At 68.1% G+C, this 13,516-nt stretch carries 11 protein-coding genes; 5 read left to right on the top strand and 6 right to left on the bottom strand.

Annotation, left to right across the window (positions count from 1 at the left end; translation table 11 throughout):
• The first annotated feature begins 67 nt into the window (after positions 1 to 67).
• Entirely contained in the window at positions 68 to 1,729 is a 1,662-nt protein-coding gene (locus KY661_RS33270; RefSeq protein WP_225414022.1) for a hypothetical protein, read from the top strand.
• 36 nt (positions 1,730 to 1,765) lie between these two features.
• Here the strand turns inward: KY661_RS33270 and KY661_RS33265 are convergent, their stop codons facing one another.
• The 3 genes from KY661_RS33265 to aspS form a co-directional block, all read right to left on the bottom strand.
• A complete protein-coding gene (locus KY661_RS33265) occupies positions 1,766 to 2,689 on the bottom strand; it encodes a diacylglycerol/lipid kinase family protein (RefSeq protein WP_075008392.1) in 924 nt (307 codons plus the stop codon).
• A 91-nt stretch (positions 2,690 to 2,780) separates the two neighbouring features.
• A complete protein-coding gene (locus KY661_RS33260) occupies positions 2,781 to 3,668 on the bottom strand; it encodes a PhzF family phenazine biosynthesis protein (protein WP_225414021.1) in 888 nt (295 codons plus the stop codon).
• A gap of 6 nt (positions 3,669 to 3,674) precedes the next feature.
• Positions 3,675 to 5,498 carry an aspartate--tRNA ligase gene (aspS, locus tag KY661_RS33255; RefSeq protein WP_225414020.1) on the bottom strand — a complete coding sequence of 608 codons (1,824 nt, stop codon included), beginning with the start codon at positions 5,496 to 5,498 and terminating at the stop codon, positions 3,675 to 3,677.
• A 144-nt stretch (positions 5,499 to 5,642) separates the two neighbouring features.
• Here aspS and KY661_RS33250 point away from each other — a divergent pair, with 144 nt between their 5' ends.
• The 3 genes from KY661_RS33250 to KY661_RS33240 all read left to right on the top strand — a co-directional run bounded on the left by KY661_RS33250 (position 5,643) and on the right by KY661_RS33240 (position 8,082).
• The gene (locus tag KY661_RS33250) at positions 5,643 to 6,896 is read left to right on the top strand and encodes a hypothetical protein (protein WP_225414019.1); all 1,254 of its coding nucleotides are present in this window, start codon (positions 5,643 to 5,645) and stop codon (positions 6,894 to 6,896) included.
• On the top strand, positions 6,893 to 7,645 hold the full coding sequence (locus KY661_RS33245) for a hypothetical protein (protein ID WP_225414018.1): 753 nt from the start codon (positions 6,893 to 6,895) through the stop codon (positions 7,643 to 7,645). The genes KY661_RS33250 and KY661_RS33245 overlap by 4 nt, the downstream gene beginning before the upstream one ends.
• Before the next feature lie 215 nt (positions 7,646 to 7,860).
• Positions 7,861 to 8,082 carry a YHS domain-containing protein gene (locus KY661_RS33240; protein WP_013376824.1) on the top strand — a complete coding sequence of 74 codons (222 nt, stop codon included), beginning with the start codon at positions 7,861 to 7,863 and terminating at the stop codon, positions 8,080 to 8,082.
• A 1-nt stretch (position 8,083) separates the two neighbouring features.
• Here the strand turns inward: KY661_RS33240 and recJ are convergent, their stop codons facing one another.
• On the bottom strand, positions 8,084 to 9,796 hold the full coding sequence (gene recJ / locus KY661_RS33235; RefSeq protein ID WP_225414017.1) for a single-stranded-DNA-specific exonuclease RecJ: 1,713 nt from the start codon (positions 9,794 to 9,796) through the stop codon (positions 8,084 to 8,086).
• A gap of 225 nt (positions 9,797 to 10,021) precedes the next feature.
• Here recJ and KY661_RS33230 point away from each other — a divergent pair, with 225 nt between their 5' ends.
• Positions 10,022 to 10,603 carry a hypothetical protein gene (locus KY661_RS33230; RefSeq protein ID WP_225414016.1) on the top strand — a complete coding sequence of 194 codons (582 nt, stop codon included), beginning with the start codon at positions 10,022 to 10,024 and terminating at the stop codon, positions 10,601 to 10,603.
• Here KY661_RS33230 and KY661_RS33225 read toward each other — a convergent pair.
• The gene (locus KY661_RS33225) at positions 10,581 to 12,053 is read right to left on the bottom strand and encodes a phospholipase D-like domain-containing protein (RefSeq protein ID WP_225414015.1); all 1,473 of its coding nucleotides are present in this window, start codon (positions 12,051 to 12,053) and stop codon (positions 10,581 to 10,583) included. The two genes, KY661_RS33230 and KY661_RS33225, sit on opposite strands and share 23 nt — an antisense overlap.
• A 77-nt stretch (positions 12,054 to 12,130) precedes the next feature.
• Positions 12,131 to 12,625, bottom strand: coding sequence for a hypothetical protein (locus KY661_RS33220; protein WP_225414014.1), 495 nt, complete (start codon positions 12,623 to 12,625; stop codon positions 12,131 to 12,133).
• Positions 12,626 to 13,516 lie beyond the last annotated feature (891 nt).

Below are 13,516 nucleotides of genomic sequence, written 5' to 3'. Positions count from 1 at the left end.
TCCAAGGCCTCATATGCGAATCCTTCCACTCACGAATCAGCCACCTTGGCCCTACGAGGCATCTGAGGTGTTGAAGCGCCCTAAACGAGCGCTCAGCTTCGAGGACATCGTCAAGCGCGTGCGCCGGTTCAGCAGCGACTCCGTGGTGCTCGTAGGCTCGCGCTTGCTCTGGCTCTTCTGGAACAATCCCTCCTTGGTGGACCCTAGCACTCTGGAAGGAATGGGAAACCGCATCACACAGACGTACGCCGAGCGAATCATCTCGCTCGCGTGCGCACACGGCAGCGCGTACAACAGGCCGACGGTGAGCAGGGTCGAGTTCCAGTTGCTCTGCTGGGAGTTTTCCTCGGGCATGGGTGAGGGGTTCCTCACTGAGAAGATGATCGACCGCCTTAGGGACCGCTTGGAGCGCGTTGCCAAGAACTCGCCCCTCAGGCGCATCTCTCCAGACATGGCTCAGTGGCTGCTGGCGGCTGCGTTCCGGGCGCACGTCATGGCTGAGCAGCACCTCGGCCGCACTTGGGACGGCCATAGCATTCCCCGAGCAATCCTGCTCGCTCGTGAGTATCGCAAACTCGCCCTTCGCCATGGCGGGTTTGACTTTGAGCGGCGGGAACGCGCCATCTTGCTAACCGGCCTCGACGAGTTCGCCCGGGCCCATTGGGTGCTGTTTGCGAAAGCCGCCGAAGGTCGGATTGTGTACTTCCATAGCCCCAAAGGCGTCGAGCGCATTCGCGAGCAGGGACTCATCATCCTGGGAGATGCGCAAGGAGAGGAGGTCAAAGTGCGTGAGAAACTCGGCCTCACGACGGATTCGTTGCGAGCGGTAGCCAAGCGCCTGAGCATGTCACAGCCTGGTTTCTCGCAGTTACGGCAGAAGCTTGACGCTACGCCCCCTGCATTGCGGCGCTACGCCCCGCAGACTGACTGGCTCAACATCTTCCCGTTGGTTGATATCGGCGCTGGTGAGCGCAGTGAGCAGTTCATTATCCCATCGCCGTGGCGCATGGCCCTCGCGTTTAGCGAGCGCGTCCTCCACGATTACGTCGCCCTCTTGGACCGCGAGCACTGGGTGGGCGACAAGTCCGCGTACTCACTGCGCGGCGAGGCGTTTGCCAATTACCTGCGCACTACACTTGCCAGCGCACCGGGAATGTTCGACTTAGACGCCTTCGAGAACGAGTTACCCACGGGCAAGCGCCCGGACTTCGCCTGGATAGGCAAGGAGTACGGCATCCTTGTCGAGGCCAAGTTCTCGCTCAAGCCAAACACGAGCCGCAACCTCGCGGATGTGTCCGCCATCGTGGAGACTTGGGAGCGAGCGTCGGAGCCGATAGTCCAAGCGGGCGAGTTCCTCGCAAGGGGCTTGACTTGCCTCAAGGGCAAGATGCCGCTCCCGAAGAGGTGGGTACTCATTGTGGCCGCGAACGAACCATTCATCGAAGAGGGCCTTGGCTTCAAGGTGGTTGCCAAGGCCGGGGGACTGCTATCGGGCACTGGGCTGGACGGCATCGCCATGTTCTCCCCAACCAGCCTTGAGAGCTGGGTCCTGGATGGCACACCGGACGAACTTGGCGAGCGCGTGCATCGCGTCTACGAGATGCTCGACCCGGCTACCCCCAAGCCACACCTCGACGTAGGCACGCCCTCAGGCAAGGGGCAAAGGATGCCGTTGCACCTTGCCCGCGTTCGGGAAGAGCTATTCCAAAATGGAGCGGGACCGGAATGAACAATTTCCTCTACTTAAAACTACGCCCCGCAGACACTACACCTTGAGCCGGATGGCCCCGGGCAGGATGGTCATCTTCGCGGGCAGACGGCCGGGCACTTCCCCATCCACCTCGATGAGCACCTCCTGGCCGTTCTCGCTCTCCGCCTCGAACGAGCGGCACTGGAGCTGCCGGGTGCCCTTCCACGTCACGTGCTGGCCGTTGTAGATGCCCTTGGACTTGAAGATGAAGTCATTCAGCCCGTAGCCGCTCCAGACGGTGACATCGAAGAGCCCATCGTGCGTCAGCGCGCTGGGCGCCACGCACATGCCGCTGCCGAAGTAACGCCCGTTGGCCACCGCCACCACGGTGACGGACACCGGATCCTGCGAGCCCGCGTCCGCGCGGATGCGCACCTTGGGCGCGGAGTACTTGACCAGCCCCTTCACCGTCCCCCACATGAAGCTCAGGTTCCCGCCCAGCGCTTTGCTGCTGGTATTCACCTCGTGCGCCACCACCGCGCTCACGCCGAACGAGGCGATGTTGGCGAAGTAGCGCTGCTCCGGCTTGCCCTCGTGGTTGACGTACTCCACGAACCCCACGTCGAAGGGCTCCGTGTGCTCGGAGCGAAGCCGCGCCAGCGCCGAGTCCAGCTCCAAGTCCCACCCGAAGGCGCGCCGGAAGTCGCCCCCCGTTCCCCGGGGGATGATGCCCAGGGCCGCGCGCGGGTTGATGGCACGCCCGTCGTGGAAGAAGCCGTTGAGCACCTCATTGATGGTGCCGTCCCCGCCCACCGCGACGACGCACTCGTAGCCGTCCTGCACGGCCTTCCGGGCAATCCGCGCCGCGTCCATGGCGCCCTCGGTGAACCCGTGCCCGAACTCGCCGATGGCCCGGTTCACCTGGGCGGAGAGCTCCGCCCAGCGTTTGCCCGTCTGACCCCCGGCGCTACGCGGGTTGACCACGAGGAACGTCTTCATTCAGCCGCTCTCCTCCTGCCTGATAGCGGGGCGTTACCATACCCTGACCCCTCGGAGATACGCCCAGCGCACTTCAAGGGCCCCCCGGGGCTCAGGCGCGCAGCTCCCCCTCCAGCACCGTCACCGCCACCCCGCCGATGCGCACCCGGCTTTCCCCGGTCGAGTCCCCCAGGACCTCCAGTTCTACCCGTCCGGGCTTGCCCATGGCATCCCCCTGCTCCACCCGCGCGCGCAGCCGCTGCCCGGGGTCCGGCGCCTTCAGAACGCCGTGCGTCACGAGGTAGCTGGCCAGGAGCCCGCTGGCGGAGCCCGTCACGGGGTCCTCGGGGATGCCCACCGCCGGTGCGAAGTAGCGCGACTGGGCCGCATGCCCAGCCTCCACCGTCTCCCGGGTGAAGAGAAACACCCCCTGGATGCCATGACGCACCGTGGCCTCGGCCAGCGGTCCCGTCCGAGGGAACAGCGACCAGAGCTCGTCGCGGCGCGCCATGGGCACGAAGAGGCTGTGGCCCGAGAACAGCACCGGCAGCGAGCCGTCCACCATCTGCGCCGTTCCCCCGAGCAGGGGCATCAACGTCTCAAGGGGCACGGGGCTGGGCGTCCAGGGGTACTGCGGCGTGGCGATCCAGGCCCGGCTGTGCCGCGCGTCCACGGGCTCCAGCTCGACGCGCAAAGTACCTGCGGCGCAGTCGAGCTGGCACTCCCCCTGGCGCGGCAACAGCCCCTGCTCGCTCAGCAGGTGGAGGGCCGCCACGGTTGCATGACCGCAGAAGGCGATCTCCTTCCCGGGGGAGAAGTAACGCAGCCGGACCCGGCCCTCGGCCGGCCCAGAGACGGCGAAGGCCGTCTCCGAGGCCGCCACACAGGCGGCGATCCGCTGCATCTCCGCGGCCTCCAGGTGCCCGGCCTCCAGCACCACGCCCGCGCGGTTGCCCGCCCCCGGCGTCCGGGTGAAGGCATCGACGATGGAAACCCGCATGGGGACCTACTTCTGCGGCGCGGGGGGCGGCGCGGAGCGGACGTGGACCTCCTTGAGCTGCCGGTCATCCACCTCGCCCGGAGCGCCCGTCATCAGGTCCGTGCCCGTCTTCGACTTGGGGAACGGAATCACGTCGCGCAGGGACTCCGCGCCGGTCAGCAGCATGACGAGCCGGTCCATGCCCAGGGCGATGCCACCGTGCGGCGGCGCGCCGTACTTGAGCGCATCCAGCAGGAAGCCGAACTTCGTCCGGGCCTCCTCCTCCTCGATGCCGAGCGCCTTGAAGACCTCCGCCTGGACCTTCGGATCATGGAGCCGGATGGAGCCACCGCCGATCTCGAAGCCGTTGAGCACCACGTCATAGCGGTGGCACTTCACGCGGCCCGGATCCGTCAGCAGGTACTGCACGTCCCCGTCGTGCGGCCGGGTGAAGGCGTGGTGCGCGGCCGCCCACGTCTTGCTGTCCTCGTCGTACTCGAACAGGGGCGGGTTGACGACCCACAGGAAGCGCCAGTTGCCGCCGCTGCCGTACTCGGGGATGAGCCCCAGCTTCTTGGCCACGTGCACGCGCAGGTTGGCCATCACCGTATGCACCAGCGACTCGCGGCCGAACTGGAACAGGAGGAGGTCGCCCGTCTTCGCGTTGCACGCCTGGTTGATGGCCTGCCGGAGCGCGGGGGAGATCGTCTTCGCCAGCGGCGACTGCGTCCACTCTCCGCCCTCGCCCACCTTGGCGCGCGCCAGGCCCCGGGCGCCGGCCTGCTTGGCGAACTCCTCCAGCTTGTCGGACTCGGCGCGGCTGAGCGGCTTGTCCGCGGGGATGACCATGGCCTTGACGATGCCCTTGTGCTGCACCGCCTCCCAGATGAGCGGCACCCCGCCGCCCTCGCCGTGCTCGCGGATGAGGTCCGTCAGGACGATGTGCTCCAGCCCGAAGCGCAGGTCCGGCTTGTCGTTGCCGTACTTCGCCATGGACTCGTCGAAGTTCATCCGCATGAACGGCGTGGGCACGTCCACGCCGAGCACTTCCTTCCACAGCTTCTGGATGAGCCCTTCGATCATCGTGAAGATGTCGTCCTGGTTGACGAAGCTCATCTCCACGTCGATCTGCGTGAACTCCGGCTGCCGGTCCAGGCGCAGGTCCTCGTCCCGGAAGCACTTGACGATCTGGAAGTACCGGTCGAAGCCCGCGACCATGAACAGCTGCTTGTAGAGCTGCGGGCTCTCCGCCAGCGCGTAGAACTTGCCCGCGTTGAGCCGGCTGGGCACCAGGAAGTTGCGCGCGCCGCCCGGGGTGTACTTGCCCATGAAGGGCGTCTCCAGCTCCAGGAAGCCGTTCTGCACCATGTAGGAGCGCGTCAGCGCGTTCATCTTCGAGCGCGTCATCAGCGACTGCTGCAGCGGCTTGCGGCGCAGGTCCAGGTAGCGGTGCGCCAGGCGCTTGTCCTCCGCCGTGTCGATGGCGTCCTCGATGAGGAACGGCGTGGGCTCGGAGCGGTTGAAGATGGTGAGGGCGTCCGCCTTCACCTCGATTTCACCCGTCTTCATCTTCGGGTTCACGTTCTTGCCGCGCGAGATGACCTTGCCGCGCACCCCGATGCAGAACTCCAGGCGCAGCTGGCCCGCCAGCTCGTGGGCCTCCTTCGCGTCCGGCTCGAAGACGACCTGGGTGAGCCCCTCCCGGTCCCGCAAGTCAATGAAGACCGCGCCGCCGTGATCCCTCCGGTTCTGCACCCAGCCGAAGAGAACGACCTCCTGACCCAACTGCTCCTTGGTGAGCTGGCCGCAGGTGTGGGTACGCTTGACCTCGGAGATGAACGGGACTGCCATGACACCGCCTCGAATGAAGGACGTTCGGGAAGGAAGGGGCGGCACCATACGGACCGTGGAAATGGTGCGTCAAGGCATCCGTTCCCGGGCAGAACACGGACTCTGGCTTCTGAACGCCCCGGCGGCCGTAGTAGAACAGGGCCCATGCTTCGAAAAGCCATTGTCGCCACGCTCGCGCTGTCGGCCGCGTGTGCTCCGGACTCCCAGGCGCCGGTGAAGGTCCAGGCCCTGGTGCTCAACAGCAACGGCGCCTACGCGCCGCGGGAAGTCGAGCTCACCACCATCTCGGACATCGTCAAAATGGAGGGCGTGGTCGCCAAGATGATTGGCGGGGCGCGCATCCGCTCCGACTCGAACGACCCGCAGGTCCAGAACGCTCAGACGGCCGAGGCCTACGCCAAGGCCATCATCAAGGGGGACGGGCGGGACGTGACGGCCAGCTACATCACCCAGGACGGCGTGCTGTGGCCGGCCGACTTCCACACCTGGAACCTCGTCACGGCGTACTACAACTTCGAGCGCGCCTACGACTACTTCAACAAGGTGGCCAACATCCCCGCCGCGGACCTGGGCGAGCCGGCCACCGTCTACTACTTCCCCGAGTTCACCCTGGTGGACAGCAGCCCGGAGGCCCTGAAGGACAACGCCCTGTACTTCTCTCCGATACAGGCCTTCATGGTGCTCCCGTTCGACACGCTCCAGAAGGCCCCGCTGGCGCTCAACGCCGGCGTCATGTCGCACGAGTACGCGCACCGCATCTTCAACCAGAAGGTGTACGGCGGAAACCCGCTGCCCTACCAGATCGCCGTCTGGGGCCAGTCTCCCTCCAGCCCCGGCGCCAACCTCGTCAAGGCGCTGGACGAGGGGCTCGCGGACTACCACGGCTTCGGCACCACCTGTGACAGCCCGGTGGGGTGTGACACGCGCTACTTCCGCACCTCCTTCGACGACAGGCTGAGCGAGTCGCGCGACCTGGCCAAGGCGGACCGGTGCATGGACACCGTGCTGCTGAACGATCTCAACACCCTCAACGTCAGCGCGTTCGACCCGTACAAGCTGGGCTCCATCATCGCCAGCGCGCTGTACCAGGCCGGCCAGTCCACCGGGCAGCACAAGGCGCTCCAGCGCGCCCTGGTCGCCGCCTACTCGGATGAGACTTCCGGTAACCCCGGCCTGGCCCAGCTCTCGCGCATCGCCCAGAACGACCAGCTCATCTTCAACCGCACCTCCGTCTCCGCGGTGCTCGTCAACCACATCACCGACACGCCGCTGAAGACCGCCGTCTGCAACGAGCTGATCGACCACCTGCAGATCCCCGCCGCCGAGCTGGTGGGCCCGGGCCTGCCCTGCCCGCCCGAAGCCCAGGGTGGCACCACCTGCGCCCGGATCAACCCATGAGAACCCCCACCGTGCACTCCCGGCTCCTGCTCGCCTTCCTCGGGGCGCTCGCCCTCTCCTCCCCGGCGCTCGCCCAGGATGAGGACGAGGACGCCCCGTACGCCTACCCGGATGAAGAGGAAGAGGATGCCCCCCGGAAGCTCCCCCGCCGCAGCGATCCCACCGCCGACTTCGAGCGGCTGAGCGACGAGGAGGAGGGAGACTTCGAGAAGATGTACCGCCTGGATGACCCGAACACGGGCCTCGCGGGCGAGATCATCCTCGGTGCCATGCTGCTGAGCAGCTCCAAGGGCGCCTTCGCCGAGACGGGCCTGGGCCTGGGCCTGCGCTTCACCTGGGAGTACGGCCGCATCCTCGACTCGGAACCCCTGCGCGAGGCGCTCTGGGCGGATGTGCGCTGGATGATGGCGGGCCTGAGCGACGGCACGGACCTCGTCGCCGGGCGCAACCGCATCCACTACTTCACCGTGGCCCCCGCGTACGAGTTCACCTTCGGCGCCGCCCAGGCCTTCGGGGTGTTCGGCCAGGTGGGAGGGGGCATGGCGCTCCAGTCCTCCACGCTGTCCATCGGCGCCAACGAGACGAGCGTCAAAGGCCTCAAGCCCCTGTTCCAGTACGGCGTGGGCTTCCGGGGCCGGCCCCGGCTCTCGGACCGGCTGGCGCTGACCTTCCGCGTGGAGCTGACGCGCTTCCGCCGCGGGTACATGAACGACACGTTCATCGGGGGCAGCCTCGGCACGGCCTTCTAAGGCCCCTGCTTTCTCAAAAGCCGGAAACCGGCCGGAAAGTTTTTCACCCCGGCAGGCCCCTTCAGGCCTGCTTGCCTGCCCAGCTTCGTGCGCAAGCCCTTGGAAACCCTCGCCCCGCCCCTCTGGCACGCCCCCTGCTAAAGGGTGCCAGGGGAGGGGGAACAACGGGCCCATTCACGGCCCCCAACCCCCAAGGCGGGGAGGCGAGCGTGATGATGAAGGGCGTGCAGAGCCGTCATCTGGATCCAGTCTGTGGCCGGCAGGTGGAGGGGCCCGACGGGCGTCCGTCGTCGGAGTACAAGAAGCGCCGGTACTTCTTCTGCTCGGAGCGGTGCCGCTCGACGTTCGAGAAGCAGGCGGAGCGCTTCCGGCTGAACGACCTGGCGCGCGCCGGGGCGCTGCTGACGCCCGGGCGGGTGCGCTGGGGCATCTCCTGAGTCAGGCGGCGATGCGCAGGTCCTTGAGCTTCAAGGACACGCGCCGCTGCCCGCGGAAGGTGTCCATGCCCACCTGGAAGGCCAGGTCCACCGGCCCTTCCACGAGGGCCAGCCGGTCCGCCATGCCGAAGCCGATGGCATCCACGCCGGGCGCATCCACGAGCGCCAGCTTGAGGTGAGCGTGGCCATGGCCCGTCTTGGGCGGCAGCACCCGGGGGCGCGCGAGCTGCTTGCGCAGCACCAGCACCGGCTCGGGGTTGCCCTGTCCGAAGGGGCCCAGCCGCTGAAGTGACTCCACCGCGCGCTCGTCCAGCTCGTGCGGCATCACCACCGCATCCACCCGGCACCGGGGAATCAGGTCCTCCGGCGTGAGGCGCTCGAAGGCCACGCGCTCGAAGGCCTCGCGAAAGGCCGGCAGCCGCCCCGCCTCGATGGTGAGCCCGGCCGCGTACTTGTGGCCGCCGAAGCGCGCCAGCATGTCCGAGCAGCCGTGGAGCGCATCATAGAGGTGGAAGCCCTCGATGCTGCGCGCCGAGCCCTTTCCAATCCCCTCGTTCACCCCGACCATGACGGTGGGCCGGTGGAAGCGCTCCACCACCCGCGAGGCGACGATGCCGATGACGCCCGGGTGCCACCCCTCCGCGTAGAGCACGAAGCCCCGCGCGTGCGAGAGGCTCTCGGCCTGCTTGAGCGCCTCGGACAGGATGGAGCTCTCGATGCCTTGGCGCTCGGCGTTGGCGCGGTCCAGCACCCCGGCCAGCCGCCGCGCCTCCTCCAGGGACTCGGAGGTGAGGAGCTGAAGCCCGAGCGACGCGTCGTGCAGGCGGCCCGCGGCGTTGATGCGGGGCCCCAGGCGGAAGCCCACCTGGCCGGCCGTCACGGGGGCCTCCGGCTCCACGCCCGCCACCTCCTTGAGGGCGCGGACCCCCGGGCGGCGCGCGGCGGTGAGTTCCTGGAGGCCATGGGCCACGAGGATGCGGTTGGCGCCGGTGAGCGGCACCACATCCGCCACGGTGGCCAGGGCCACCAGGTCCATCAACCCCTTGAGGAGGGGCTCCTTGCGGGTGGCGAAGAACCCCGCCTCGCGCAGGTGCTTGCGCAGCCCCATGCACAGGTTGAAGGCCACCCCGGCGGCGCACAGCGTCTTGGTGGGGTAGTCACAGCCGGGCTGGTGTGGGTTGAGCACGGCCACCGCGAGCGGCATCACCTCGGGCACCGTGTGGTGGTCCACGATGACCACGTCCATGCCCAGCTCCCGGGCCCGGGCCACCTCCGCCACGGAGGTGATGCCGCAGTCCAGGGTGACGAGCAGCCGCGTCCCATCCGCGGCGATGCGGTCCATGGCCTGGAGGTTGAGCCCGTACCCCTCCCCCATGCGGTGCGGAATGTAGGTGGAGGGCCGGGCGCCCAGCTCCCTCAGGAACAGCGTGAGCAGCGAGGTGGAGCACACCCCGTCCACGTCATAGTCCCCGTAGAGGGTGATTTTCTCACCGCCCCGCAGGGCCCGGGTAATCCGCTCGACGGCGGTGGTCATGCCCTTGAGCAGGAACGGGTCCGGCAAATCCGCCAGCTTGTCGGAGAGGAAGGCCGAGGCGGCCTCGGGCGTGCGGTACCCCCGGTGCAGCAGAATCCGCGCGGCCAGGGGGTGCAACCCCAGCTCTCGCGCCAGTGACGCCACCTGCTGATCGACTGCATCGGGTAACAGCCACCGCACGCGCCAGGTTCCTCCTCGCAGGGGCTCGAAGCCCGGGAACACACCTTCTGCGAATGGCCAGACAGTACCTCAATCGTCTGACCCGCCAAGTCCAGTGCCGTCGCAAGGCCTCCCACCTGAACAAACATACAGTCAATGGCCTGCCTTCTCCCCTGCAGGGGGGGATGCACAACAGCCGGCTGGTGCGCAGCTTGCGGCGCAAATCAGGTGAGACAGGAGAACGACATGTTTGCGAAGGGCCTCAAGGTGCTGGGACTCATGATGGTGCTGGGCACGGCGGGCACGGCCGCCGCTCAGGAAGGGCCCCAGGGCCGGGTGAAGGTGTTCCTCAAGGGCGGTCTGGGGGACTACACCGGCGACATCGGCGAGAGCGTGAAGATGGGCCCCACCTGGGGACTGACGTTGAACGTGCAGCCGCTGCGCTTCCTCGGCTTCGAGGTTGGCTACGAGGGCGGCCGCAACACCATCGGCACCGACGCGCTCGACGTGGCCCTCACGCGCCACGGCGGCAGCGCCCTGGTGAAGCTGGGCCTTCCGGTCCTGGAGGCAGTGAAGCCCTTCGTGGGCGTGGGCATCGGCATCTCGCGCATCTCCGTGGGCGGCGATCTGCTCCAGCGCGGGGACTACGTCTCGGACACGGTGAAGGAGCTGCCCCTGGTGGCCGGCATCGAGTTCAACACCGGCTCGCTCACCGCGGGCGCCCGCGCCACCTACCGGCCGTTCCTGGACCAGAACATCCGCGAGCAGGTGGAGGACCCGAGCGGCGGCTACTTCGACTTCGCCATCACTCTGGGAGCCCGCTTCTAGCGGTGCCGGGGGGCTCGAGCTCACGCTGCCGGGTGTTGCGGTAGATGCGCAGGAACAGCGTGAGCGAGAGCCACCCCACCACCGCCGCGATCGAGTAGGCCATCACGATGGGCCACAGGACGGCAACCGCCGCGATGGCCAGCAGGATGAGCGCCAGGCCCAGCATGATGCTGCTCTCCACGGCGCCGAGCGTCCGGGTGCTGGCCGCCGCGGCCACCCCGACGGCGTTGGCGAAGCGGACCGCGCCCAGGGACGAGCGAGACCCGGGAGGAGCGGCCGGCACCTGCCGCGGCCGCAAGGGCCTCACCCGCCTGCGGGCCGTGAGGGTGATCTCCGTGCTGTTCGCGAGGTCCTCCTCGTAGATGTCTTCCAGCTCCCGCGCCACCCGCTCATCGTCGATGGCCGCGTCCAGCTCGTAGTTGCCGACGAAGCTGGCGAGGTTCAGGTTCGAGGAGCCGATGCGCGCCCACCGGCCATCCGCGACGCCGGTCTTCGCGTGAATCATGGTGCCGTTCCACTCGAACACCCGGACGCCCGCCTCCAGCAACGGCCGGTACCCGGCCCGCGAGAAGGGGCTGATGAGGGGAATGTCCGAGGTGCTCGGCACCAGCAGCCGCACATCGACGCCATCCCGCGCCGCCGCGCGCAGCGCCTGGACGTACGGGGCGAAGCCCACGAAATAGGCATCCGTGAGCCAGAGCGTCCGCCGGGCCGCCGCGGCGATGATCTGGTCCAGCCGGAACAGGCCCGTCGAGTTGGGCTCGTCCGCCACGATGCGCAGGGAAACGTCCCCGGCCAGGGGAATGGTGCTGGGCTCCGTGAACAGCGCAGGGGGCAAGGGCGCCCCGGTCTCCCGCCAGACCTGCGCGAAGGCGCGCTCCAGACACCCGAGGGCGGGCCCCCGGAGCTCGAGCCCCGTGTCGCGCCACGCGGACAGCGGGCGCGAGGGCTCCCCCAGCCAGCGCCGGCTGACACACAGCCCCGTCACGAAGCCGATCCGCCCGTCGATGGAGATCATCTTGCGGTGGTCGCGGCTCAGCCACCCCAGCGGGCTGGAGAACCGCGGCGGGTTGAAGCACCGCACCTCTACCCCCGCGGCCTCGAGCTCTCTCCAGAACCGGTTCGAGGCCCCTCCCAGCGAGCCCAGCCAGTCGCGGATGAGCCGCACCTTCACGCCCGCCCGCGCGCGCTCCGCGAGCGCCTCCGCGAAGGACCTGCCCACCTCGTCGTCCTCGATGATGTAGTTCTCGAAGAAGATCGTCCGCTGGGCCTCCCGGATGGCCGCGAGCCAGGCCGGATAGTTCTCCTGGCCATCCAGCAGTACCCGGACGTCATTGCCCGCGACGAGCGGCGCCCCCGAAGCGCGGGAGAAGGCCTGCTCGGCGATGTCGTGGATGAGCCCCTGGGGCGAAGGCAGGCCCAGCTCCGGCGCGTTACGCAATGACGGCATGCCCCTGTCCCGGAGGGACCTTGAGCGGCCCCTCCAGGCAAGCTACCAGCCGGCCGCGCACTGGCGCCACACCGGGCTCACTCGATTGACAGACCCACCAACGCGGCGGCCCGCGCCAAGCCGTCCGGGGCCCGACAGGCATTCGCCAGCTCCTGCGTGGAGTAGGCCCATGCCTGGGTGGCGGACGCGCCCTGGAACCGGCCCTCCACCACGGGCCCCGAGAACGTCGCGACGGTGGTCATCCCCTGGACTTCCGTCCCCTCGTAGGTGAGCTCCAGCACCGACGTCTCCCCATTCTCCCACTTCAGCGTGAGCCGCACCGGAGCCAAGGACGGCGCCGCGTCGCAGAGCGCCGCCGGGAACGAATTCTCCGAGGAGGCCGTGGCCGAAGTCCGCGTCAAGCTGCGGCGGGCCCAGCAGACGCCATAGTTGATGGCGGTGGAGACACTCGCCTCCTGGGGCGTGTTCGTGAGCGCGGGGGAGAAGGTCATCTCGCCCAGCCCCAAGGGACACGCCATCAGGGCGCCCGCCGCCTGCGCCGAGGGAACGCCCCCCAGAAGACCGAAGGCCACCAGAACTCTTGCCATTTTGCTTCGCACGGACGGGGTGCGGCCCATGAGACATGTCTTCATTGTTTGGCCCTCCTCGCGGACGTCCAGCGCCTCGATGGAGAGGCGGCACGTCACGCCACGCATTGAATGCGTGTGGAGCGATGGGGCGGCAACACAGGCGCGAGTGTGCCCAGGATGTCTGGCGCGCGATACCCAGGCCCAGGGCCATTCAGTGCCCGGCGGTCCCCCCGGTCCGCCGGGCACTGAATGCGCCCTCCCCCGCTACGGAAACAACGGCGGCAGGGGAATGGGCAGAGGAATGGGCAGGGGAATCGGCAAAGGAATGGGCAGCGGCAGAGACTTCGCCAGGGCAGGCCCCCCCGCCAACACCGCGAGGAGGGCCCACGCGCCCATGCGGCTGCCCCGCGAAAACCGCGCGTTACGCCTGTCACACGTATGCATTGTGTACGCTCCTGGACGGGGACCGGATGCCCCGGTGAAGGGCCGGTGAGGAGCGAATTAAAAGACCAGACAAAGAAGTAAACCACGGGACCCCGGTGCAGCCTGAATGTTGTGTTTCCCGGCGCGAATCCCGCTCGGCTGGCCGTGCCTGAGCAGGCAGGCGGCGCGGAGCCCAAGGCTGTCTCGCTCCCAGAACGTGCTTGGCACACGCATATCTGATGCGAAGGCATCCTGAACCGCGGAGGACCGGATCATGCGAAAGCGTTTCTTGGCCGCAGGGGCCGCCGCGATGGCGTGTGGAATGGCCGGGACGGCGGCCGCACAACAGCGCGCCAACGCGCCTGGACAGCCCCTCGCGGGCAGCTATCAGCTCCCTGAGGCATCCCCTCATAAAAGTCCGAAGCACTCGCGGAAGACGGGGTGCTCGCAGACGAGCTGAGCGAAACGCTC

Origin of the sequence: Allostigmatella hybrida (genome assembly GCF_020103775.1) — a bacterium.
Taxonomy (GTDB): Bacteria; Myxococcota; Myxococcia; order Myxococcales; family Myxococcaceae; genus Hyalangium; species Hyalangium aurantiaca.
This window is presented reverse-complemented; position numbering and strand designations above follow the sequence as displayed.